This window comes from Ruegeria sp. BI11 (assembly GCF_056538005.1).
On record NZ_JBQFSM010000005.1, the window covers coordinates 25,060 to 46,732 of the forward strand.

General features: G+C 59.5%; 18 protein-coding genes. 5 read left to right on the forward strand and 13 right to left on the reverse strand.

The features are described 5' to 3' along the window. Positions 1-26 precede the first annotated feature (26 nt). The 7 genes from ACR0DT_RS12445 to ACR0DT_RS12475 all read right to left on the reverse strand — a co-directional run bounded on the left by ACR0DT_RS12445 (position 27) and on the right by ACR0DT_RS12475 (position 8,326). Complete coding sequence (locus ACR0DT_RS12445) at positions 27-1,157, reverse strand: ABC transporter substrate-binding protein (RefSeq protein ID WP_480711056.1); 1,131 nt, start codon at positions 1,155-1,157, stop codon at positions 27-29. A 110-nt stretch (positions 1,158-1,267) separates the two neighbouring features. Then, positions 1,268-2,899 (reverse strand): AMP-binding protein, encoded by a 1,632-nt coding sequence (locus ACR0DT_RS12450; protein WP_480711057.1) that lies wholly within the window; start codon positions 2,897-2,899, stop codon positions 1,268-1,270. Beyond that, entirely contained in the window at positions 2,899-4,050 is a 1,152-nt protein-coding gene (locus tag ACR0DT_RS12455) for an acyl-CoA dehydrogenase family protein (protein WP_480711058.1), read from the reverse strand. Before ACR0DT_RS12455 ends, ACR0DT_RS12450 begins: the two co-directional genes overlap by 1 nt. Then, positions 4,050-4,850 carry an enoyl-CoA hydratase family protein gene (locus ACR0DT_RS12460; RefSeq protein WP_480711059.1) on the reverse strand — a complete coding sequence of 267 codons (801 nt, stop codon included), beginning with the start codon at positions 4,848-4,850 and terminating at the stop codon, positions 4,050-4,052. Before ACR0DT_RS12460 ends, ACR0DT_RS12455 begins: the two co-directional genes overlap by 1 nt. Further along, positions 4,840-5,307: a MarR family winged helix-turn-helix transcriptional regulator gene (locus tag ACR0DT_RS12465; RefSeq protein ID WP_480711060.1), complete on the reverse strand. Its 468-nt coding sequence runs from the start codon at positions 5,305-5,307 to the stop codon at positions 4,840-4,842. Before ACR0DT_RS12465 ends, ACR0DT_RS12460 begins: the two co-directional genes overlap by 11 nt. After that, complete coding sequence (locus ACR0DT_RS12470; RefSeq protein WP_480711061.1) at positions 5,304-6,035, reverse strand: SDR family NAD(P)-dependent oxidoreductase; 732 nt, start codon at positions 6,033-6,035, stop codon at positions 5,304-5,306. Before ACR0DT_RS12470 ends, ACR0DT_RS12465 begins: the two co-directional genes overlap by 4 nt. After that, complete coding sequence (locus ACR0DT_RS12475; protein WP_480711062.1) at positions 6,032-8,326, reverse strand: bifunctional salicylyl-CoA 5-hydroxylase/oxidoreductase; 2,295 nt, start codon at positions 8,324-8,326, stop codon at positions 6,032-6,034. The genes ACR0DT_RS12470 and ACR0DT_RS12475 overlap by 4 nt, the downstream gene beginning before the upstream one ends. A 114-nt stretch (positions 8,327-8,440) precedes the next feature. Here ACR0DT_RS12475 and ACR0DT_RS12480 point away from each other — a divergent pair, with 114 nt between their 5' ends. Further along, a complete protein-coding gene (locus tag ACR0DT_RS12480) occupies positions 8,441-10,429 on the forward strand; it encodes a 3-hydroxyacyl-CoA dehydrogenase NAD-binding domain-containing protein (RefSeq protein ID WP_480711063.1) in 1,989 nt (662 codons plus the stop codon). Positions 10,430-10,435: 6 nt separating this feature from the next. Here the strand turns inward: ACR0DT_RS12480 and ACR0DT_RS12485 are convergent, their stop codons facing one another. The 3 genes from ACR0DT_RS12485 to ACR0DT_RS12495 are packed head-to-tail and all read right to left on the reverse strand — an operon-like array spanning position 10,436 to position 13,594. Continuing rightward, a complete protein-coding gene (locus ACR0DT_RS12485) occupies positions 10,436-11,158 on the reverse strand; it encodes an MbnP family protein (RefSeq protein WP_480711064.1) in 723 nt (240 codons plus the stop codon). Next, positions 11,158-12,276: a cytochrome-c peroxidase gene (locus ACR0DT_RS12490; RefSeq protein WP_480711065.1), complete on the reverse strand. Its 1,119-nt coding sequence runs from the start codon at positions 12,274-12,276 to the stop codon at positions 11,158-11,160. Before ACR0DT_RS12490 ends, ACR0DT_RS12485 begins: the two co-directional genes overlap by 1 nt. Before the next feature lie 19 nt (positions 12,277-12,295). Beyond that, positions 12,296-13,594: a hypothetical protein gene (locus ACR0DT_RS12495; RefSeq protein WP_480711066.1), complete on the reverse strand. Its 1,299-nt coding sequence runs from the start codon at positions 13,592-13,594 to the stop codon at positions 12,296-12,298. Between the two features lie 308 nt (positions 13,595-13,902). Between ACR0DT_RS12495 and ACR0DT_RS12500 the strand changes: the two genes are divergently transcribed. Genes ACR0DT_RS12500 through ACR0DT_RS12515 form a run of 4 tightly spaced genes read left to right on the forward strand, consistent with a single transcriptional unit; the run spans position 13,903 to position 19,464 of the window. Continuing rightward, positions 13,903-16,002, forward strand: coding sequence for a hydantoinase/oxoprolinase family protein (locus ACR0DT_RS12500; RefSeq protein WP_480711067.1), 2,100 nt, complete (start codon positions 13,903-13,905; stop codon positions 16,000-16,002). Further along, the gene (locus ACR0DT_RS12505) at positions 15,999-17,648 is read left to right on the forward strand and encodes a hydantoinase B/oxoprolinase family protein (RefSeq protein WP_480711068.1); all 1,650 of its coding nucleotides are present in this window, start codon (positions 15,999-16,001) and stop codon (positions 17,646-17,648) included. The genes ACR0DT_RS12500 and ACR0DT_RS12505 overlap by 4 nt, the downstream gene beginning before the upstream one ends. Continuing rightward, positions 17,645-18,727: a pyridoxal phosphate-dependent aminotransferase gene (locus ACR0DT_RS12510; RefSeq protein ID WP_480711069.1), complete on the forward strand. Its 1,083-nt coding sequence runs from the start codon at positions 17,645-17,647 to the stop codon at positions 18,725-18,727. Before ACR0DT_RS12505 ends, ACR0DT_RS12510 begins: the two co-directional genes overlap by 4 nt. Beyond that, positions 18,724-19,464 carry a maleate cis-trans isomerase family protein gene (locus ACR0DT_RS12515; protein WP_480711070.1) on the forward strand — a complete coding sequence of 247 codons (741 nt, stop codon included), beginning with the start codon at positions 18,724-18,726 and terminating at the stop codon, positions 19,462-19,464. Before ACR0DT_RS12510 ends, ACR0DT_RS12515 begins: the two co-directional genes overlap by 4 nt. Positions 19,465-19,473: 9 nt before the next feature. Here the strand turns inward: ACR0DT_RS12515 and ACR0DT_RS12520 are convergent, their stop codons facing one another. The 3 genes from ACR0DT_RS12520 to comD are packed head-to-tail and all read right to left on the reverse strand — an operon-like array spanning position 19,474 to position 21,631. Next, positions 19,474-20,574, reverse strand: coding sequence for an alpha-hydroxy acid oxidase (locus ACR0DT_RS12520; RefSeq protein WP_480711299.1), 1,101 nt, complete (start codon positions 20,572-20,574; stop codon positions 19,474-19,476). After that, entirely contained in the window at positions 20,574-21,128 is a 555-nt protein-coding gene (gene comE / locus ACR0DT_RS12525) for a sulfopyruvate decarboxylase subunit beta (RefSeq protein WP_480711071.1), read from the reverse strand. Before comE ends, ACR0DT_RS12520 begins: the two co-directional genes overlap by 1 nt. Continuing rightward, the gene (gene comD / locus ACR0DT_RS12530) at positions 21,125-21,631 is read right to left on the reverse strand and encodes a sulfopyruvate decarboxylase subunit alpha (protein WP_480711072.1); all 507 of its coding nucleotides are present in this window, start codon (positions 21,629-21,631) and stop codon (positions 21,125-21,127) included. Before comD ends, comE begins: the two co-directional genes overlap by 4 nt. Between the last annotated feature and the right edge of the window lie 42 nt (positions 21,632-21,673).

Genomic DNA, 21,673 nt, shown 5'->3' on the forward strand with positions numbered 1-21,673 from the left:
GCAATCGGGGGCAGGCAGATGGTCAATTACATTTTGCACTCGGCCGCGTAAGCGTCAGAGTGGTTTTCAAGCGCAACGCCGAGGATTTTGTTGGTGAATACGTCACCTTCCTTGATCACTTCGCGCGCATAGATCGTCTGAACCGGATGGTGGTTTGCGCCAAAGCTGAAATCACCACGGGTGCTGTCAAACTCGGCGGCCCGCAGCGCCTCGCGGAAGGCATCGGCATCCGACGGGTCGGCTTTATCCAGCGCTGACAGCAGCAGGTTGGCGGTGTCGAACCCCTGGCTGGCATAGAGCGAGGGCAGACGTCCGTATTCCGCCCGGAAGCTTTCCACAAAGGCCGCGTTGGTCGGGTTGTCGATATCCTTGTTCCATTGCGAGGTGTTCACAACGCCCAGCGCCGCATCGCCAACCGCCTGCAGGATGCCCTGATCAAAGCTGAAGGCCGGGCCGACTACGGGCAGGTCAATGCCGCTGTCGGCATATTGCTTAAGGAAGGAAATCCCCATGCCGCCGGGCAGGAAAAAGAACACGCTGTCTGCATCGCTGGCCCGAATTTGGGCGATCTCGGCGGCATAGTCGGTTTGCCCAAGCTCGGTATAAATTTCACCGGCCAAGTCACCTTCAAAGAACCGCTTATAGCCAGTCAAGGCATCCACGCCAGCCGGATAGTTCGGGGCAAGAATGAAGCTGTTCTTATAGCCCGCACCATTGGCATAGGCCCCGGCGGCCTCGTGCAGGTTATCGTTCTGCCAGGCGACATTGAAATAGTTCTGGTGACAGCCTTTCCCGGCCAAGGGCGATGGGCCCGCATTGGGCGACAGATAGAACACGTTCTGATTTACTGCCGCTGGCACAACCGCCATGGCAAGGTTGGACCAGATGATCCCGGTCATCACATCGACCCGTTCGGACTGGATCATCTTGTCGGACAACTGCACGGCGATGTCTGGCTTGCGCTGGTCATCTTCGATGACAACCTCGATATCGTCTCGGCCCGATTGCGCGATGGCCAGCATGAACCCATCCCGCACGTCGATGCCCAACCCGGCACCACCTCCGGACAGCGTGGTGATCATCCCAACCTTGACCTCGGCCAGTGCGCCGGTGGCGCACAGCGCGGAAACCGCAGCGGCCGCTAGAAACTTTTTCATCTTCATCTCCCTTCGTTGGTCTTTTGAACGCAACTTAGATCTGCCTTCCCCGCGTTCAGCCTATGCCCCTGACAGGGCGTTCTTTTTTGTTATGTCGCTATTCACACCGATCACGCCCCGTTCGTCGAGGGGGATTTCAACCTGAAGCGCTGAATTTTTCCCGTCGCCGTCTTGGGCAGCGCATCGCAGAAAAGGATCGAGCGTGGGTATTTGTAGGGCGCAATGACGGATTTGACGTGGGTTTGCAACGCCTCGCACAAGGCGTCATCGGCCTCCACGCCTTCGATCAGAACGACATACGCCTCGACAATTTCGCCCCGGTCCGGGTCCGGAGCACCGATTACGGCGCATTCCAGCACGGCCTCGTGCGACAACAGCGCGGCCTCGACCTCGGGGCCGGCGATATTGTACCCGGCGGAAACGATCATATCGTCATTGCGAGCCGCGAAATGGAAATGTCCGTTGGCGTCTTGATAAAAGCTGTCGCCAGTGATGTTCCAGCCGTCGATTACATAGTTCTTTTGCCGGTCGTCATTCAGATACCGACAGCCGGTCGGGCCTCGCACCGCCAACCGACCGATGTCGCCCATTTTGGCCTCAGTCCCGTCGCGGTTCAAAACCTTCGCTTTGTACCCTTTGACTGGCCGCCCGGTGCAAGCAGGCCGGTGATCGTCGAACCGGTTCGAGATAAAGATGTGCAGCAATTCCGTGGCCCCGATGCCATCAAGCATCGGCTTGCCTGTGCGTTCCATCCAGTCGTCATAGACGGGTTTGGGCAACGTCTCTCCCGCCGACACGGCAGCGCGCAGGCTGGACAGATCGGCCCCATCCTCCATCGCCTGCAACATAACGCGATAGGCGGTTGGCGCGGTGAAACAGACGGTGGCTTTGTATTTCTCGATGATCTCGATCATGCCGGGGGGCGAGGCTTGCTCCAACAAGGTCGCCGTGGCACCGAACCGCAATGGAAACACCGCCAGACCACCCAGCCCGAACGTGAATGCCAGCGGAGGGGAGCCGACAAAAACATCCTCAGGCTGCACGTTCAGAACTTCGCGCGCATAGCCGTCAGCGATGATCAACAGATCACGGTGGAAGTGCATCGTTGCCTTGGGCTCTCCGGTCGAGCCCGAGGTGAAGCCCAGCAGGGCAACGTCATCGCGGCCCGTTTGCACGCAATCGAACTGCACTGGTTTTTCCAACGCCAACCGATCAAGTTCAGCATCGTGGTTCGAGGTGCCGTCGAACCCCACAACACGTTGCAGAAAACGGCTGTCTTCGGCGCAAGCCTCCATTTCCTCCATCAAACGCGTGTCGCAGAGGGCAAACTGAATCTCGGCCTTGTCCACATGCTTCGTCAGTTCTCCCGCCCGCAGCATGGGCATGGTGTTGACAACTACGGCCCCAGCCTTGGTCGCGGCCAGCCAGCAGGCCACCATCGCTGGGTTGTTTGCCGACCGGATCAGCACGCGGTTGCCGGGCTGCACACCCAGATCTTCGACCAGCACATGCGCCAACCGGTTGGTCCAGTCTGTCAGCTCTTTGTAAGTCCGCTGCCGCCCGTTTCCGATCAGGGCGATGTTGTCGCCGAACCCTTTGTCGACCATTGCATCAGTCAGTTCATAGGCCGCGTTCAGGCGGTCGGGATATTCGAACCCGTCCAACAGGAAATCGGGCCACTGTTCCTCGGGCGGCAGGTTATCGCGGCTAAACGTATCCGTATGCGCGGACGGTCCCAACATCACTTACCCTTCCTGTGCTCGGCCATTGCCTGACGGGCGATGACCACTTTCTGAACATCCGAGGCACCCTCGTAGATGCGCAACGCGCGGATTTCGCGATAGAGCGTTTCGACCGACGAGCCAGAACGAACACCGTCGCCGCCGAACAACTGCACTGCCTTGTCGACGACCTGCTGCGCGTGGTCGGTGGCGAAGAGCTTGGCCATCGCGGCCTCACGCGTGATGCGCGGCGCGCCGCTGTCTTTGGTCCAGGCGGCGCGGTAGACCAGCAGAGCCGCCGCATCGACGTCCAGCGCCATATCGGCGATGTGACCCTGCACCATCTGCAAATCGAACAGCGGCGCGCCTTGGACATAGCGGACACTGACCCGCGTCAACGCTTCATCCAGCGCGCGCCGGGCGAAACCCAATGCAGCCGCGGCAACGGTCGAACGAAACAAATCCAGCACCGACATGGCGATCTTGAACCCGGCACCGGGCGCGCCGATCATCGCCGATGTCGGAACGCGCATATCAGAGAAGCGAAGCGTCGCCAGCGGATGCGGGGCAATAGTGTGCAACCGTTCGACGACATCAAAACCCGGCTGATCGGGAGTCACGATGAACGCAGACAACCCTTTGGCACCCGGCGCTTCGCCGGTGCGTGCGAACAGGGTGTAGACGTCAGCAATGCCCCCGTTCGATATCCACGTCTTTTCGCCGTTCAGAACGTAGTGATCGCCATCACGTGTCGCGGTCATGGTGGAATTTGCCACATCCGATCCGGACTGCGGCTCGGTCAGCGCAAAGGCCGAGATCGCCTGCCCGCTGCGCGTTTTCGGCAACCATGCGGCCTTTTGCTGGGGTGAACCGAACAGGGAAATCGCACCAGTGCCAAGACCCTGCATGGCAAAGGAAAAATCAGCTAACCCATCATGCCGCGCAAGGATTTCCCGGGTCATGCACAAGGTCCGCACATCCAGCTGGCCGCTCTCCTTCGCGGTGGGCTGCAGCAACCCCGCCTCGCCTAATTCACGCACCAGCGCGCGACAGGCGGCATCCGTGTCCGAGTGGTCGACAGTTAGCCCCTGTGCGACCACTTCGACCCGCGCGGCCCAGTCGCGGTGGCGCGGCTCAAAAAATGGCCAGGACAGGAAGCTGCGATCTGCCATCAATCCCCCTCGAACTCTGGTTTCTCTTTGGCGACAAAAGCGTTGTAGGCGCGTTCAAAATCGCCGGTCTGCATGCAGATGGCCTGCGCTTGTGCCTCGGCCTCGATGGCCTGTTCGATCGACATGGACCATTCCTGCGCCAACATGGTTTTGGTCATCATATGCGCGAAATTTGGCCCCGCAGCGATACGCCGGGCCATGTCCTGCGCCGCGTCCTCAAGCTGATCCGCCTCAACCATGCTGTTGTAGAACCCCCAGGCAAGGCCTTCTTCTGCGCCCATGGACCGTCCGGTATAGAGCAGTTCCGCCGCCCGTCCCTGCCCGATGATCCGAGGCAGGATGGCGCAGGCGCCCATGTCACAGCCAGCCAACCCGACCCGCGTGAACAGAAAGGCGCATTTCGCCTGTGGTGTGGCGATCCGCAGATCGGACGCCATGGCGATGATTGCCCCGGCCCCCACGCACACACCGTCCACCGCTGCAATCACCGGCTTGCCGCAATTCACCATCGCCTTGACTAGATCTCCGGTCATGCGAGTGAAGTTCAGCAGCTCTTTCATATTCATGCGCGTCAGCGGGCCGATGATGTCATGCACATCCCCGCCCGAGCTAAAATTGCCGCCATTGGACGCAAAGACCACGGCGTCCACATCATCGACATAGACCAGATCGCGAAACCAGTCGCGCAGTTCCGCATAGCTTTCGAAGGTCAGCGGGTTTTTCCGGTCAGGCCGGTTCAGACTGACGGTGGCGATGCGGTCCTTCACCTCACACCGGAAATGTTTGACGTTATTGGTCATTGGTGTCCTCCGGCAGACTGAATTCGGTGGTGAGCGTCCTTGCATCCTCGGCTGAGAACTTGCCCAACAAATCAGCGATCCAAGCCTCATGTGCTGCGGCCTGACGGGCGAATTCTGCGCGACCCTTCCGGGTCATGCACACACGATGGGCACGGCGATCCCCTGGCACCGGCACCCGCACCAACAACCCATCATCGGCTAGCCGATCCACGATACCTGTCACATTGCCATTGGAGACACGCAAAACGCCGGAAATCTCGCTCATTTTCAGGCCATCGTCATAGCGCGACAGGGCGGCCATCACGTCGAACCGGGGTAAGGTCGTGTCGAACTCGGCCCTGAAATTCTCACGCAGCTTGGCCTCGATACCGCGGGTGGTTTTCAACAGACGCAACCATAGACGCAGCCGTTCTTTCGAGGCATCTTCGAGCGGGGATTGCGCAAGTGTCGGGGTCATACTTCACCTCCGGAAAGGCTGAGCGTGTGACCGTTCACAGATTTCGCAGCGTCCGAGCACAGCCACTTCACCGCGCTGGCGACTTCGTCCGTCTCGATAAACCGGCGTTGAGGGTTGCCCCGGTGCAGTGAGGTGGCGGCGTCTTCGGTACTCATCCCCGTCTTTTCGACGATGTTTGCGATCGAACGCTCCAGCATCGGCGTATCGATAAAACCGGGGCATACAGCATTGACGGTGATCCCGGTCGGGGCCAGTTCAACAGCCAGCGCGCGGGTCAGGCCCACAACCCCATGCTTCGCGGCGCAATAGCCCGCGACATAAGGATAGCCTTTCAACCCGGCGGTTGAGGCGATGGCGACCAGACGCCCTGCGCCTGCCGACTGCATGTCTGCCAGCCCGGCCTGCCAGACGTTAAACACACCGATTAAGTTGACCTCGGTCATGCCGCGCAGGTCATCCGCCGTCATTTTGGAAAACGGCACCGAATGCGCCACGCCTGCATTGGCGATGACCGCCGTAACCGGGCCGCGTTGGGCGCGGGCAGCCTCAAAAGCCGATTGCACCTGAGTTGTGTCGGTCACATCGCAGACTTCGAAAGGCAGTCCCTGCTGCTGCAAGGTGGCCTCGGTCCGACCCAAAAGAGTGACCGCCACGCCATCTTCAGCAAACGCCTTCGCAATCTCCGCACCTACCCCGGTGCCGCCGCCGGATATGACCACGTGGCTCATACCTTACCCGCCATTTCTGCGTCGCGGTCGGCCAGGCGCCAGGCCTGATCCCGCCCGGCCTCATAGGGCTTCGGCCAGACCTCCTGCCGGTCGCCCAGCGCGGTGGCAGCGTGCAATGTCCAATAAGGGTCATTCAAATGCGGTCTGGCCAGACAGACCAGATCGGCACGCCCGGCCATCAGGATGGAATTGACATGGTCGGCTTCGTAGATATTCCCAACAGCCATTGTCTTGATGCCGCGTTCATTGCGGATACGGTCCGAGAACGGGGCCTGAAACATCCGTCCATAAACTGGCTGCGCCTGTATCGAAGTCTGACCAGCAGAAACATCCACAATATCCGCCCCCGACGCATCGAACATCGCTGCGATCTCAACGGCCTCTTCCGGGGTAATGCCGTTTTCGCCCGCCCAGTCACTGGCCGAGATGCGCACCGACATCGGTTTGGCTTCGGGCCAGACCGCGCGCATGGCCGCAAACACCTCAAGCGGGTAACGCATGCGGTTTTCCAGACTGCCGCCGTATTCATCATCCCGCGTGTTCGATAGCGGAGAGATAAAAGACGAGATCAGATAGCCATGCGCCGCGTGCAGTTCGATCATGTCGAACCCGGCGCGATCAGCCATCTGGGTGGCTGCTACGAAATCGGCGGTGACGCGATCCATATCCGCCCGGTCCATTGCCTTGGGCATGGCATTTTCGTCTGACCACGCGATGGCAGAGGCGGATATCAGAGGCCAGTTGCCATCCTCCAACGGCTGATCCATGCCCTCCCAGCCGATGCGCGTCGATCCTTTGCGCCCGGCATGACCAATCTGGCAGCATATTTTGGCCTCGGTTTCGGCGTGAACAAAATCGGTCAGGCGACGCCATGCTACTTCGTGCTCGGGCGTATACAGACCGGGACAGCCCGGCGAGATACGACCATCGGCACTGACGCAGGTCATTTCGGTATAGACCAACCCTGCCCCGCCCTTGGCGCGCTCACCATAGTGGATCAGATGCCAGTCGGTCGGGCAGCCATCCACGGCCTTGTATTGTGCCATGGGTGAGACCACGATCCGGTTCTTCAACTCCATCCCACGCAGGCGGAACGGAGCGAACATGGGTGCGCGGGCGGGAGCGTTGATCTCGACCCCGGCTTGGGCCATGAACCAGACCTCGGCCCGACCCAGCCATTCTGCATCGCGTTCACGCAGGTTTTCATGGCTGATCCGTTGTGACCGGGTCAGCATGGAATAGTTCAGCTGCACGGAATCCAAATCCAGATAGCGTTCTACATCCTCGAACCATTCGACCGAGTTCCGTGCCGCCGATTGCAGCCGCAACACTTCGAGTCGCCGTTCGTCTTCATAACGGGCAAAGGCGGCCTCAAGCGTGTCTTCGGTGTGGATATACTCGGCCAGCGCAATCGCACTTTCCAACGCCAATTTGGTGCCCGACCCGATCGAGAAATGCGCCGTGGCGGCTGCATCCCCCAGCAGGACTACGTTCTTGTGGTTCCACTTCTCGCACAACACACGCGGAAACCGCAGCCAGGCTGAACCACGTATATGGTTGGCATTGGTCATCAGGGCGTGACCACCCAGATGGTCCTTGAAGATGTCTTCGCAGACGGCGATGGATTCCTGTTGGCTCATATCCGCAAAACCGTAAGTGTCGAATGTCTCTTGCGTGCATTCGACGATGAAAGTCGCGGTGTTGGGGTCGAATTGATAAGCATGGGCCCAGACCCAGCCTTTGTCGGTTTTCTCGAATATAAAGGTAAAGGCATCGTCGAATTTCTGATGCGTGCCCAGCCAGACGAACTGACACAGGCGCTGGTCGATTTCGGGTTTGAAGACATCCGAAAACTCGGTGCGGGTTTTCGAATTCAGGCCATCCGACGCAATCACGATGTCATAGTCAGCCATGTAGTCCGAGGCTGTTGCCGCTTCGGTTTCAAACCGCATTTTCACATCCAATTCGCGGGCGCGAGCCTGCAGGATCAACAGCAGCTGCTTGCGCCCGATGCCGCAGAACCCGTGCCCGCCAGACACAGTGCGCTGGCCCTTGTGAACCAACGCCACATCATCCCAATAGGCAAACTGTTCCCGAATTCTCTCAGCGCTGATCGGATCGTTGGACGCCAGATTGTCCAGCGTTTCATCGGACAGGACGACACCCCAGCCGAAGGTATCATCTGATCGGTTGCGTTCGATCACCTCAACCTCGGCCCTCGGATTTCGAAGCTTCATCGAAATCCCGAAATAAAGACCCGCCGGTCCGCCACCGAGGCAAGCAATGCGCATCGCCACCCTTCCCTTCGTCCGTCTGAATACCTGAAACGCTAGACCGAGTCGCCCATCCCTTCAAGTTAAAATATTTTATGCTTGAAGTTTATTTGTGCAAAGCTAGGCTTTGGTATGTTCTCCAAAACGTCGGGTGGCCAGATGGTGGTGCGTGTCGAAACAAAGGACGATCTGGCGGTTGTGATCATCGACAACCCGCCTGTGAACGCGGCCAGTCAGGCGGTGCGCGCGGGACTGCTGGCGGCCATTGAACAGACCGAAGCGAATGCTGCGGTCAAGGCCGTCATACTGCGCGCCGAGGGTCGAACCTTTACGGCTGGCGCGGATGTCCGCGAGTTTGACAAGCCGCCGCTGGAACCTCATCTGCCGGACGTTATCCAAGCGATTGAAGACACGACAAAACCTTGGGTCGCGGCGCTGCACGGTTCTGTCCTGGGCGGCGGGCTTGAGATCGCGCTTGGGTGCAGTCACCGCGTAGCACACCCCGGCACCAAGCTTGGCCTGCCCGAAGTCACTCTGGGTTTGATCCCCGGCGCGGGTGGCACCGTTCGACTGCCGCGCCTGATCGACCCGCTTGAGGCCCTGAACATGGTGGCCAGCGGCAAGCCGATCTCGGCAGAGAAAGCGCTGGGACTAGGATTGATTGACGACATTGCCGACCAAGATCTGACGGCCTGCGCCAGTGCGCTGGCCCGATTGGCCGCAAGGGATCGTACCAAAACTGCGTTGCGGCATCGAGGCGCCCAGCCCGTTGCAAACCCCGCCGCGTGGAACGCAGCGAAGACCCACATCATATCCAAAGCACGCGGCGCACACGCTCCCGTTGCGGCGGCAAAGGCTGTGCAGGCGGCGCTCGAACTGCCAGCAGATCAAGCCCTGATCCAAGAGCGTGAAGCCTTCCTGACCCTCAAATCCGACCCACAAAGCGCCTCTTTACGGTACATATTCTTTGCCGAGAGATCGGCATCAAAACTATCCGAACTGAAAGACGTAACACACCATCCAGTTGAAAGTATCGGCGTGATCGGTGGGGGCACCATGGGGGCCGGCATTGCAGCGGCCTGCCTGTTGGCCGGACTGCCGGTGACGTTGGTCGAAAGGGATGATGCGGCCCGCACGGTCGGGCAAGATCGCGTCGTAGCCATTCTGGCCAACACCCGGAAACGCGGCCTGATCCATCAAAGCAAGCAAGACGCTCTGATCGCTGCGCTGACAACAACAACTGAATTTGCAACTCTGGCTGAAACCGATCTGATCATCGAGGCAGTCTTCGAAAACATGGAGCTGAAAACACAAATATTTCAGGAGCTAGACAAACACGTGCGGTGCGACGCCATTCTGGCCAGCAACACGTCCTATCTGGATATCAACGCTATCGCCGACCAGACCAAATACCCCGACCGTGTGATCGGCCTTCACTTCTTCTCACCCGCTCACATCATGAAACTGGTTGAAGTCATCATTCCTGACAAAACCGCGCCACCCGTTGTGGCCGCTGGGTTCGCGTTGGCGCAAAAGCTTGGGAAAATCGCCGTGCCCTCCGGTGTTTGTAACGGGTTCATCGGCAACCGCATCATGTCCGCCTACCGACGTGAATGCGAATACATGGTCGAAGACGGCGCACTGCCCTGGGATGTTGACCAGGCGATGCGCGATTTTGGCTTTCCTATGGGTGTGTTTGAAATGCAGGACCTTGCCGGCCTCGACATCAGATGGGCCAAGCGCAAAAACCAAGCGGCGACCCGCGATCCCGCCCAACGCTATATCCACATTGCCGACAAGCTATGCGAGGCTGGCCGGTTCGGGCGCAAGACTGGCAATGGATGGTATGATTACGCGGACGGTAAGACGACCCCGTCACAATGGGTGGAAAACCTTGTTCTGGCGGAATCCGCGCGCAAAAAGATCGCGCGCACTCCGATCTCCGACACCGAGATCGTCCAGCGCATTCTATCCACCATGCAGGGTGAGGCACAGGCGCTTTTGGCGGAAGGCATCGCACATCGCCCCGAGGATATCGACGTGGTCATGGTCAACGGATATGGCTTCCCCCGCTGGCGCGGCGGTCCGATGTTCATGAAAGACCACCCTTCGCCAAGCTGAATACCTTCAGAAATTCGGTGCGATCATGGTGGCGAAATTGTTGGCCAGCGCCTCGGCATCTATGCGGTTAAACTTGACCGAGGGCAGCGCCTGCATGTCGATCTGTGCCGCGTTGTCGAACAGTTTTGACAATTCGACGGTCAGATGAACCTCTTGCTGTCCGTCTGCCAGAGCCTTTGCCGGAACCGAAAATTCAACCTCGCGCGCGTTCTCGGAAAACCCCACGTGATAGACCAGAGGAGACACGTCCTCACCCACCTGCAGCGCCCCTTCGAATACGACGAATTTGTATCCGACCTCCCAATTCCAAGCCATCTGGCTGTTTGGGTCCAGATCCCCACGCGCTTCGATCGAGGTATTCGCCGCAGGGTCGACACCGATCAGAAACCGCACGGTTTCAATTGATGTCAAAGGCACCTCTGGTAGGGTGATCGAATGTGCGCTGCCCACATTGTCAAAGCGTATCAAGTGATAGCTATCGGGTTCGGCATAGGTTTCATCGCCGTGCCCGAATGACAGGTTGCTGAGGTAGAACCGGAAGTCACGCACCCTGAACTGCCCCTGCCCGCCCGGATTGTCATAGATGAATTGATCATAGATCAGGGGTTCATCCCCCATCTGGGCGTGGAATGTCAGCGTGACCGGTGCGGCTTTGTTTTGCCCTAGGTTCAAAACGAACCACACCGCAATCAAGGCCAGTACGGTCAAAACTACAATGATCCTACGCATCACGAACCTCCCTCGAACGGGTTGGAAAACTGCGGGTTAGTTAGAAACGCCTCATCCGTCAGGGTGTGCAAAAAGGCGATGATGGCCTGTTTTTCTTCGGGCGTCATGCGCAGACCCACCGTGTCCTGCCCAGTCTCGGGCGCGTTGTCGGCCTCAAGGATCAATGGGCTGAGCGTATCGCTGATCACGATACCCTCGTTGTAGTGGTCCATCACGTCTTCCAGAGTCTCGAACCGACCGTCGTGCATATAGGGTGCGGTAACGGCGATGTTGCGCAGGGTCGGAACCTTGAAGAACCCCATATGCGCCGGGTTACCTGTCACCGCCATCAGACCGTCAGGCAAGGTCTCATCCGGGTCCAGCCCATTGTTGGAAAACCCGTCTAGGGCATCGCGAAAGCCCGAGGTCAGGAACTGGCTGTGGCAATCGATGCAATTGCCGCCCCGCAAGGACACCTTGGTATCGGGATGCGCCATGAACAGCTTACGCCCGTGTTCTTCCTGCGCGGTCAACCGGACCTCACCCCGTAGGTATTGATCGTATTTAGAGTCCGATGAAATCAACAACCTCATAAAAGTCGCCAGCGCCTTGGCAGTATTCTCGGGCGTGACCGCGCCATATGCCTGACGGAACATTTTGCGATAAGACCCCGAGGCCCGAAGCTCCTCCATCAGAGCGCCGATATCCTGCCCCATCTCGTCCGGATGCTGGATCGGTATCAACGCCTGTTCCTCCAGCGAGGTCGCGCGGCCGTCCCAGAAGAACCTCTCTTGTCCCCAAAGCAAATTGACAAGGCTCATTGAACTAAAGTCCAGCTCACCCCCGGACAATGTTGGTGATTTTGCCAGCCCGTCGGTAAACGCCAATTCCTGCACGTGACAGGTGGCGCAGGACACCTCGTTGTTGCCTGACAGGATGGGATCATAGAACAGGTGCCGACCCAACGTGAACGCCTCTTGCGTCAGCGTGTTGTCGGGCGGAACGGCAAACCGCCCGAACACGAAAGGGGCTGAGAAATCGGCAATCGGTGTCGCCGTCGGGCCGCGCATCCGATCCCAGACCATCCAACCGGCCACCGTAATCCCTGCGGCAGCCAGGATCAACGCAACCCAACGCATTCCACCCCCCAAAAGGCCGTCAGTGGTGGTGAACAAACCCCGAGCCAAACAGCCCTTCGAGGTTATCCACCCCCTTGTTGTAGCGCTCTTTGAAGTCAATCGTAGCCAGACGTTCCCCGGTTTCCAGATCGTGAACCGAGATCGTGTGGCTGGCCAGATCGGCGATAAAATCCACATCGGTCGGATCATCGTCGGCACCGTTACCCAGATTCAGCAGGTTGTTCTGAACGGCGATCAGATCGCGCCCCGAAGCCGAAGTAAAAAAGATCATGTGATGCGCGCCCGGATCGGCGACGATATCCGGCCCGCTGGACACCAGCTCGGGCAGCGCAGCCAGTTCATAGCGTTTCACCACACCCGGCAGCGCGTGTGAGATGAACAGCTCATCCTCGGTGCCGTAGAATTCCAGCGGCACAGCGGTTTCATTGGCGACACCGCTATAGATCACTTCGGCCTCACCAAAACTCTTGGAACTGGCGTCATAAGGCACTTTCCAGGTCTCGAACCCGAACATGGTATTCGCCAGAATGGCCGGCTCGATATCAGGGTGCATGCCCGGGCGGGCAAACAAAACCTCAACCGGAGAGGATGGGAAGTCCAACGGCTTTTCCTTCTCAACCAAGATATTTTCGATGGGTTCCAGCGCGTTCAGATCAATGATCGTCAGCATGTTGCCAACGCCGGTGGCCAGATCCGGATGCACGGTCGAGGTCACGACCATACGATCCTCAAACGCCGAGATGCCATGCGGATACATGATAAAGGGGGCACCTTCGCCCACCTGACTCTTGCGTGCTTCGATTACTTTGACGACCTCATTTGTCTGTGGATCAAATACCCCGACTGAGCCGCCATCATCGCCGCCGGTTCCACCCATGAAGGTCACGAACATATATTCCTGACCGTTGGAATTGGCCCACATGATGTCTTCACCCACCATTTGTCCCTGCGTATCCAGACAGGTGAAGCCCGAAATCACCGGCGCACCATTCGCATCGCGGGACAGCCCGACCTCAGCCAGGCTGCACGACGGATCAAGCCCGGTGGAATAGAGCCTGCCATTCGGACTGTAGTACAGATGGTGCAGGGGATGCTCCATCTCGGGCTGTTCAACTTCGCTGAGAATCTCTCCGAACCTGTCCGACTCCGGGTCCAGTTCGATGATCGCGATGCTGTGTTTCGTATCCAGAGTCGGCAAGCCGCGCAGCAGCACCATGCCCTGGCTTTCCTCGCGGTCCTGCGCCAGCGCCGGAGACAGAGCCGCCAGTGTCAGGCCCGCGCCAACCAGAAGTCTATGTGTTATAGGACTGAATTTCATGACTTACCCCCTTGTGATGAAATTTCGGAACATTTCTGAGTGGGATGCGCCTTACCTCACGTCATATCACAATGTTGGAATGGAACCAAATCTGCACGGAGCACGAAAGATGTGTTGACGGATGGGGTATTCCTAACTCAATGTCCCTTCATTCGAAGACGAGGAACCGAAGCTGTGACAGCCAACCTTCGACAACCGATGATGCGTCGCGATACCGGGTGCGATCTGGTCGTCTGACCCGCGGGGGACAGACCGTCTTCATCTGACCCGGCTTCGGGTCTGCTCCACTCTTTCAGGCTGATACCCAAATGATCCAACCAGATGGATTGCGCATGGCAATCGATATCGGCGGTACGTTCACCGATACCGTTCTGCTGAACAGCGCATCTCAGGTGGTGGCAACGACCAAAACTCCCACCACACCACACCGCCCTGCCCTTGGCGCAGTTGCAGGTGCCACGCATGTGCTTGAAACCGCCGGTGCCGACTGGCATCAGGTGAGCGGTTTCATCCACGGCACCACGCTGGCCACAAACGCGCTGATCGAACGGCGCGGGGCCGCGACCGCCACCATCACCACGCGCGGGTTCCGCGATATCCTCGAAATCGCTTATGAGCGGCGCTATAGCCAGTATGCTATTGATCTGGTCAAGCCGGATCTGATCGTGCCGCGCACTCATTCGCTGACCATCGGCGGACGTATGGAGGCCAATGGGCAAGAGCTGGAGCCGCTGGACGCGACCGCCACCGCGCCTTTGGTGGACGAACTGACGGCGCTTGGGGTCGAGGCCGTGGCCATCTGCCTGCTGCACGCCTATGCCAACCCCGCGCATGAACTGGCCCTGCGCGATCTGCTGGCGCAGCATATGCCTGGTTTGGTCATCTCGCTCAGCCACGAGGTCAGCCCCGAAGCGCGCGAGTTCGACCGGCTGTGTACCACAATTGCCAACGCCTATGTGCAACCGCTCATGGCCGGATATCTGCAGGACTTTGAGGCACGGTTCCGACAGATGGGACTGGTCTGCCCGATCCTGATGATGACGGCTGGTGGCGGCATGACCACGCTGGACACCGCCGCCCGACTGCCGATCCGTCTGGTGGAATCCGGCCCCGCCGGGGGGGCCGTTTTGGCCGCCCGCATCGCTGAAGCCACGGGTGAGACCGACGTGCTGTCCTTTGACATGGGCGGCACCACCGCCAAGCTGTGCCTGATCGACGAATATCGCCCCCAGACCGCGCGCAAGTTCGAAATCTCGCGGGCCGAACGCTTTATCAAAGGCTCGGGCATGCCGGTTCGGATACCGGTAATCGAGATGATCGAGATCGGTGCTGGAGGTGGTTCCATCGCTAGTGTCGACCGTCTGGGCCGCATTCAGGTCGGCCCCCACAGCGCCGGATCAGACCCCGGCCCAGCGGCCTTTGGCAAGGGCGGGGAAAACCCAACGGTCACCGATTCAGATCTGACGCTGGGTCTGATCGAACCGGGGCGTTTTGCAGAAGGACGGCTGCAGATTGATGAAATCGCGGCACAACAGGCGATGGCGAAGGATGTCGGCAACACGTTAGGCCTGAGCCCCGATCAGGCCGCCTTTGCGGTCAGCGAGATTGTCGACGAAAGCATGGCCAGTGCGGGCCGTATGCACGCGGTGGAATCCGGCAAGGATCTTGGCAACCGGCTGATGATCGCATTTGGCGGCAACGGCCCACTGCACGCCACCCGTGTGGCCAGGCGTGCCCAGATGCGACGCATACTGATCCCGCGTGATCCGGGTGTTGGCTCGGCTGTTGGATTTCTGTTCGCGCCAGTTTCATATGAGGTCATCCGGTCGCGCTATGCACGGCTGGACAGTCTGGATATCGACGGGCTGAACCGGTTCTTCGACAGTATGCAAACCGAGGCCGAACAAGTTGTCCGCGCGGGTGCGCCCGATGGGGCGCTGCTGCAACGCCGGATCGCCTATATGCGATATCACGGCCAAGGGCATGAGATCGAAATCCGCCTGCCCGACCGCGCTTTGGCGGATTCGGATCTGGATGCGTTGAGGCTGGCATTTGAGGCAGAATACAGCCGACAGTTCAGCCGGATCGTACCTGGCATGACCATCGAGATTCTGAACTGGGGGCTGTCCGTCTCATCACCCGCGCCTGCACATGAACCCTATCCCGACAATCCGGGTCATCAGCAGACAGAAACGACCGAACAGCGCCAGATTCTGTGCGACGTCACCGGAGAATGGCGCGCTGCAAGTGTCTACAACCGCAACGATCTGGCGCCCGGCGCCGCGCTCAGCGGTCCGGCACTGATTGTCGAAGCACAAACGACCACATTTGTCAGCGCAGATTTCAGCGCAACCGTCGATGGCCAAGGAAATATCTGGCTGACGCGGCAAGAGGAGGCCCAGCGATGATCCAATCAGATACACGCCTGCAAGTGATGTGGAACCGACTTCTGGCCGTGGTCGAGGAACAGGGTCAGGCTCTGATCCGCGCGGCCTTCAGCCCGATCGTGCGCGAATGCGGTGATATCTCGGCCGGGATTTTCGACATGCAGGGCCGGATGCTGGCACAGGCCGTCACCGGCACGCCCGGGCATATCAACACCATGGCCGAGGCGGTCAAAACCTTACGTGCCAGATTTGCCCAGACCGACATGAAACCCGGCGACATCTACATGACCAACGATCCGTGGATCGCCTCGGGCCACTTGAATGACTTTTTGCTGATGATGCCTGTGTTCTATGACGACACCGTTATCGGCTATACGGCCTGTACCTCGCATCTGGTCGATCTCGGCGGGTTGGGCATGGGGCCGGAAGGGTCCGATATTTATGACGAAGGGCTGCTGATCCCGCCCTGCAAACTGGTCAGTCAGGGTGAGGTCAATGCCCTGTTGCTTGAGATCGTCAAAGCCAACTCGCGCGAGCCCATCGCCAACGAAGGGGACATCTACGCTCTGATCGCCTGTTGCGAGGCCGGGTCAACGCGGCTGGTTCAGATGATGCAGGAATTCGGTATCACCGACCTGAACGCGCTGTCCGATTACATCATCGAAACGTCCCGGCGCGGCACGCTAGGAGCCATTGCCACCCTGCCAAAGGGCACGTGGCAACATGTGCTGAAAGTGGATGGTTACGATGAAGAGATCGAGCTGCACGCCGCCCTGACCATCGCGGACGATCACCTGCTTCTGGATTTCGACGGCACCGCAGCCTGCGTGGGCAAAGGGATCAACGTTCCGCTGAACTATGCAACCGCCTATTCCGTCTTTGCCCTGCGGTGCATCATCGGGTCGGATATTCCGAACAATGCGGGCTCGCTCGACCCGTTTCGGGTGACGGGCCCCGAGGGCTGTATTCTGAACGCGCAACCCCCGGCTCCGGTGGCGATGCGGCACACGTTGGGGCAGATGACACCCGATCTGGTTTATGGGTGTCTATCACAGGCCCTGCCCGACAAGGTTCCGGCCGAGGGGGCATCGTGCATGTATGACCTGCCCATGCGCCACGCGCCCGAAGCGATCGACCGTGGCGATGATCAGTTTGCGTTGGAACTTGTTTTCAACGGCGGCACAGGAGCGCGGCCCCGTCTTGACGGCCTGTCGGCCACGGCCTTCCCCAGCGGCGTCTGGGGCAGCCAGGTCGAAACCACCGAGGCGGTTGCCCCCGTGCTGTTTCACCGCCGTGAACTGCGGCCCGACTCTGGTGGCGCCGGACGTTTGCGGGGCGGGCTGGGGCAGCACATCGAACTCAGCGCGTCAAAGGATCAGGACCTGATGTTGTTCCTGTCGGTCGAGCGGATCAATAACCCTGCCAGTGGCCGTGACGGTGGGTTGAACGGCGCGCCCGGTCGCATCACCGTTCAGCCGGAAAACCGCCAACTGCCGGGCAAAGGTGAAGCTCGGATCAAGGCCGGTGAAACACTGATCTTTGAAACTCCGGGTGGCGGCGGCTTCGGCCTGCCCGAGGAACGCTCGGACGATGCAGTGCAAAACGACGTCCGCGCGGGGCTTGTCAGCGAGGCGATGGCACAGACCCAGTACCGGAGACAGACATGACCCAACCGCACCCGCACATTGCGCGCATGTCGCCCTATGCGCTGGCCAATCTGGACGCGCCAGAGGATAAAACTCTGATCTCACTGTCGCAGAATGAATGCCTGCGCCCGCCCAGCCCCAAGGCGATCGAGGCAGCGGCGCAGGCATTGGGAACGTCGATGCTCTACCCCGATCCGGACTGGACGGACCTGCGGCACGCTTTGGCCGAACTGCACGGCATTGACGCCGACGGTATTTTGTGCGGCAACGGGTCGTTGGACCTGATTGGATGCCTGGCACGCGTGTTCGCCGGTCCAGAGCGAGCGGTGCTTGCACCCGCCCATGCCTATCCTTTCTTTAAGACGGCAGCAAAGGTGGCAAATGCACGGTTCGACCCCGCCGCCGAGATGGATGCCGTCGTCAGCGTCGACGCCTTGCTGGCCGCCGTCCGGCCGGATACCGGCATCGTCTTTGTCGCGAACCCGGGCAATCCAACCGGCACGCGCATCCCGAAAGCCGAGCTTGTCCGCCTGCGTCGGGGTCTGCGGCCTGACATCCTGCTGGTGATCGACGAAGCTTATGGCGAATTTGCCGATCATCTGGGCGAGCGGTGCTTCGATCTGGTTCAGGGCGGCAACACAGTCGTTTTACGCACATTCTCAAAGGCATACGGCATGGCGGGGTTTCGTGTCGGCTGGGGCCTGTTCCCGCCTGCCATCGCCGGAGAGCTGCGAAAGGTGATGAACCCGAACAACGTTCCAGCCAGCGCACAAATCGCTGCCGCAGCAGCGGTACGGGACAATGCGTATATGCGCGAAACCTGTGCGATCACGGTAAGCTTGAGGGATCAGGCTGCGGCCCAACTGAAACAGGCCGGGTTCGACCCCTATCCAAGTTTCACCAACTTTGTGCTGATCAACATTGGCAGTTCCGAAGCCGCGGCAAGCGCGGATCAAAAGCTACGATCCGAGGGCGTATTCCTACGCCCGCAAGGTGGCGCAGGCTTGCCCCATACCCTGCGCATGACTGTCGGCCCGCAGGCGGCGATGCACAAAGCGCTAGAAATCCTGACGCAATGGAAACAGGAGGGACAGACATGACCATATCCAGAGGGCGGGCCCGTTTCGGCCTGCTCGTGCCATTCACAAACACCAATTTTGAACCTGATCTGGCCTTGATGGCCCCTGCGGGTATTTCGCTGCACGTGGCCCGCATGGGTGGGTATGACGAGGATGAAATCCCCGACGAATCCCAGATGCACGATCTGGGGGCCGCTGACTTGGATGAACCCCTGCGCCTGTTGATGGGAGCCAAACCGGATGTGGTCTTTTACGGTTGTACCTCGGCCACACTGACCCATGGCCCCGAGTTCGACCGAGATCTGGCCAGCCGGATCAGCGCCGAAAGCGGGGCCAAGACGGTAACCGCCGCGGGGACCTTGGTTCATGCGTTATCGACACTGGGGGCAAAGCGCATCGGCTTGGCCTCGCCCTACGTCCCAGCGATCAACGATATGGCGATTGAATTTCTCAGCAAGCTGGGCGTGGACACGATCCAACGCTCCGAAGTGTCCGAAGCGTTGGACAATGAGGGCCAAGGGGCGCTTGATCCGGATGCCGTCTTCGAACTGGGCCGTGCAGCCGATCACCCCGAAGCCGACGCGCTGGTTTTGTCCTGCACCGACATGCGCAGCGTTGAGGCCATCGCCCGGCTGGAGGACGCTGTTGGAAAACCGGTGATCAGTTCAAACCAGGCCATGCTGTTTCAGGCACTGCAACTGTTGAACATCGCTGAACCCGTCGCGGGCTACGGTCAACTTTTAGACCGCGAGAGGTGATCCGCGCGGTCAAACCTTCAGATCACCAATCGATGTAACCCCGATCTGGGCCATCGTGATGCTGAACTCATCGCTCAGCACATCCCACAACTGCTGCAGGCCCGTCTCGCCTGCGGCAGCCATAGCGAACTGCATGATGCGCCCAAAGAACACAAAATCTGCACCGGCTGTCAGGGCCTTGATCGCATCCTCGCCCGACTGCAACCCGCTGTCATAGAACAGCGGGTATTCGTCGCCCACGGCGGTGCGAATCTCTCGCAGGGCCTCAATTGCGGCCGGGGCGCTGTCCAGTTGACGCGCGCCGTGGCTTGAGACCTGAAGGGCGTCTGCGCCCGCCGCTTTCACGGCCTTCGCATCCTCAGGGTCCAACACGCCTTTGACGACTAGTTTTCCGTCCCATTGGTCGCGCAGACGGGTCAGCGTTTCCCACGTCGCCTTTGCCCGGCTTTCTGTGCGGTCGAAATCGTAGCCCTCAGCCTGAAAATTGGCCATCTGAGGTTTGCCCGACATCAGGGTCGATATGGACCACTTGGGATGCAGGGCGAAATCAACGAACTGTCGCGGGCCGATACGAAAAGGCATCTTGAACCCATGGCGCAGCTCGCGCGGGCGCCGTCCGACCTCGGGGACATCCACGGTCAACACCAGCGTCTCGTAACCCGCCGCGCGGGCTCGGTCGACCAGCTTGAAGGTGCCCGAGCCGTCGCCGCTGAAATAGAGCTGGAACCAGGCGTTGCCTTCGGCTTCGACAATGATCTCCTCCATCGACGTCGAAGCGACGGTAGATACGCCCAAAGGTACGGAATACCGCGCGGCCAGCCGGGCCAGCATCAGATCGGCGCCGGGCGCGGACAGGTTACACATGCCCATCGGCGCGATGCCAAAGGGGCGCTTCGCAGGCTGACCGAACACTTCGGTCGTCAGTGAACGATCGCTGACATCCTTTAGCACACGTGGGCGCAGGGTCATGGCGTCCAGAGCGGCTCGGTTGCGGGCCGCACCGGTCCCTATCCCCGCTGCCCCGTCAATGTAGTCAAATACCATCCACGGCAGACGCCGCCGCGCGATACGGCGGGCGTCTTCTGCGCTGTGGATAGCGTTGCTTGGAATCAAGCCTGAACGGCCTTCATAAAGCGGTCACGGATGACCACCGGGTCCATGGTGATAACGGGCATCTTGGCATTGCCGCTTTCGCATTTGGCTACGATGATAGTCATCTGCTTGGCATCCAGCGCCTCTTGCAGCACGCGGCCGGTGTCTTCGGCCTGACATTCGACCACACGGTCACACCCGGCGGCCTCGGCCATTTTCGCCAGAGAGGTTTTCTGCCCCGCATAGGTCGGCTGGTCCCCGGTTGAGCCGTAAGAACCGTTGTCGACGATCAACAGGATATAGTTGTCGGCCACGTTGTTGGCGATGGTCGGCAGCGTGCCAAGATTGGTCAGAATCGAACCATCCCCATCAATGACGATCACCGGTTTCGGTTGCGCCAGCGCCAACCCAAGACCGATGGACGAGGCTAGACCCATCGTGCCCAGCATATAGAAATTAGTCGGCTGATCATCGATTGCGTGCAGTTCCTGGCTGGGGATGCCGATGTTGCAAACAACCAGTTGGTCGCGCAGGATCGGGGCGATCTCTTTCAGAATCTCAGAACGGATCATTGGTCGCCGTAGCCTCCCCAGAAATTGGCATCGGTCAGGATGGCGACCGGCTTGTTGCACATGAAGGTGTATTTCAGGATGTTGTCGAGCTCTTCTACATCCGATTGCTTGTGAAAATGGTAGGTCGGTATGTTCATCTGCGCCAGCAGAGCCTTGGTATGCACCGCCATTTCCACCTGACAGGCAACAGGTTCACGCAGCTCTCCTCGGTATGAGATCAACATGGGCAGCGGCATGCGATAGAACTGGATCAGCGTCGCCAGAGTGTTGATCGTTACGCCAATTGCCGTGTTCTGCATGATGATGGCAGGACGTTTGCCGCCCATCCACGCCCCCGCGCACAGGCCCATCCCTTCGTCTTCCTTGTTCGACGGGATGTGGAAAATCTCGTCCCGCGCGTCGATCTCCTCGATCACGCCAGCAAGCTGTTTACACGGGACGGTGGTTACGAATGAAATATCATTCGCAACCAGATCGTCAGTGATCTTCTTGTCTATGTTCATTTCCGGTCTGTCAGTCCTGTTTGGGGCGCCCGGGGCGCGATT

What these genes read in the sequence shown, in the direction of transcription:
- ACR0DT_RS12445 (WP_480711056.1), bottom strand. Translation starts at nt 1,157, where the DNA reads ATGAAAAAGTTTCTAGCGGCCGCTGCGGTTTCCGCGCTGTGCGCCACC.
- ACR0DT_RS12450 (WP_480711057.1), bottom strand. Translation starts at nt 2,899, where the DNA reads ATGTTGGGACCGTCCGCGCATACGGATACGTTTAGCCGCGATAACCTG.
- ACR0DT_RS12455 (WP_480711058.1), bottom strand. Translation starts at nt 4,050, where the DNA reads ATGGCAGATCGCAGCTTCCTGTCCTGGCCATTTTTTGAGCCGCGCCAC.
- ACR0DT_RS12460 (WP_480711059.1), bottom strand. Translation starts at nt 4,850, where the DNA reads ATGACCAATAACGTCAAACATTTCCGGTGTGAGGTGAAGGACCGCATC.
- ACR0DT_RS12465 (WP_480711060.1), bottom strand. Translation starts at nt 5,307, where the DNA reads ATGACCCCGACACTTGCGCAATCCCCGCTCGAAGATGCCTCGAAAGAA.
- ACR0DT_RS12470 (WP_480711061.1), bottom strand. Translation starts at nt 6,035, where the DNA reads ATGAGCCACGTGGTCATATCCGGCGGCGGCACCGGGGTAGGTGCGGAG.
- ACR0DT_RS12475 (WP_480711062.1), bottom strand. Translation starts at nt 8,326, where the DNA reads ATGCGCATTGCTTGCCTCGGTGGCGGACCGGCGGGTCTTTATTTCGGG.
- ACR0DT_RS12480 (WP_480711063.1), top strand. Translation starts at nt 8,441, where the DNA reads ATGTTCTCCAAAACGTCGGGTGGCCAGATGGTGGTGCGTGTCGAAACA.
- ACR0DT_RS12485 (WP_480711064.1), bottom strand. Translation starts at nt 11,158, where the DNA reads ATGCGTAGGATCATTGTAGTTTTGACCGTACTGGCCTTGATTGCGGTG.
- ACR0DT_RS12490 (WP_480711065.1), bottom strand. Translation starts at nt 12,276, where the DNA reads ATGCGTTGGGTTGCGTTGATCCTGGCTGCCGCAGGGATTACGGTGGCC.
- ACR0DT_RS12495 (WP_480711066.1), bottom strand. Translation starts at nt 13,594, where the DNA reads ATGAAATTCAGTCCTATAACACATAGACTTCTGGTTGGCGCGGGCCTG.
- ACR0DT_RS12500 (WP_480711067.1), top strand. Translation starts at nt 13,903, where the DNA reads ATGATCCAACCAGATGGATTGCGCATGGCAATCGATATCGGCGGTACG.
- ACR0DT_RS12505 (WP_480711068.1), top strand. Translation starts at nt 15,999, where the DNA reads ATGATCCAATCAGATACACGCCTGCAAGTGATGTGGAACCGACTTCTG.
- ACR0DT_RS12510 (WP_480711069.1), top strand. Translation starts at nt 17,645, where the DNA reads ATGACCCAACCGCACCCGCACATTGCGCGCATGTCGCCCTATGCGCTG.
- ACR0DT_RS12515 (WP_480711070.1), top strand. Translation starts at nt 18,724, where the DNA reads ATGACCATATCCAGAGGGCGGGCCCGTTTCGGCCTGCTCGTGCCATTC.
- comE (WP_480711071.1), bottom strand. Translation starts at nt 21,128, where the DNA reads ATGATCCGTTCTGAGATTCTGAAAGAGATCGCCCCGATCCTGCGCGAC.
- comD (WP_480711072.1), bottom strand. Translation starts at nt 21,631, where the DNA reads ATGAACATAGACAAGAAGATCACTGACGATCTGGTTGCGAATGATATT.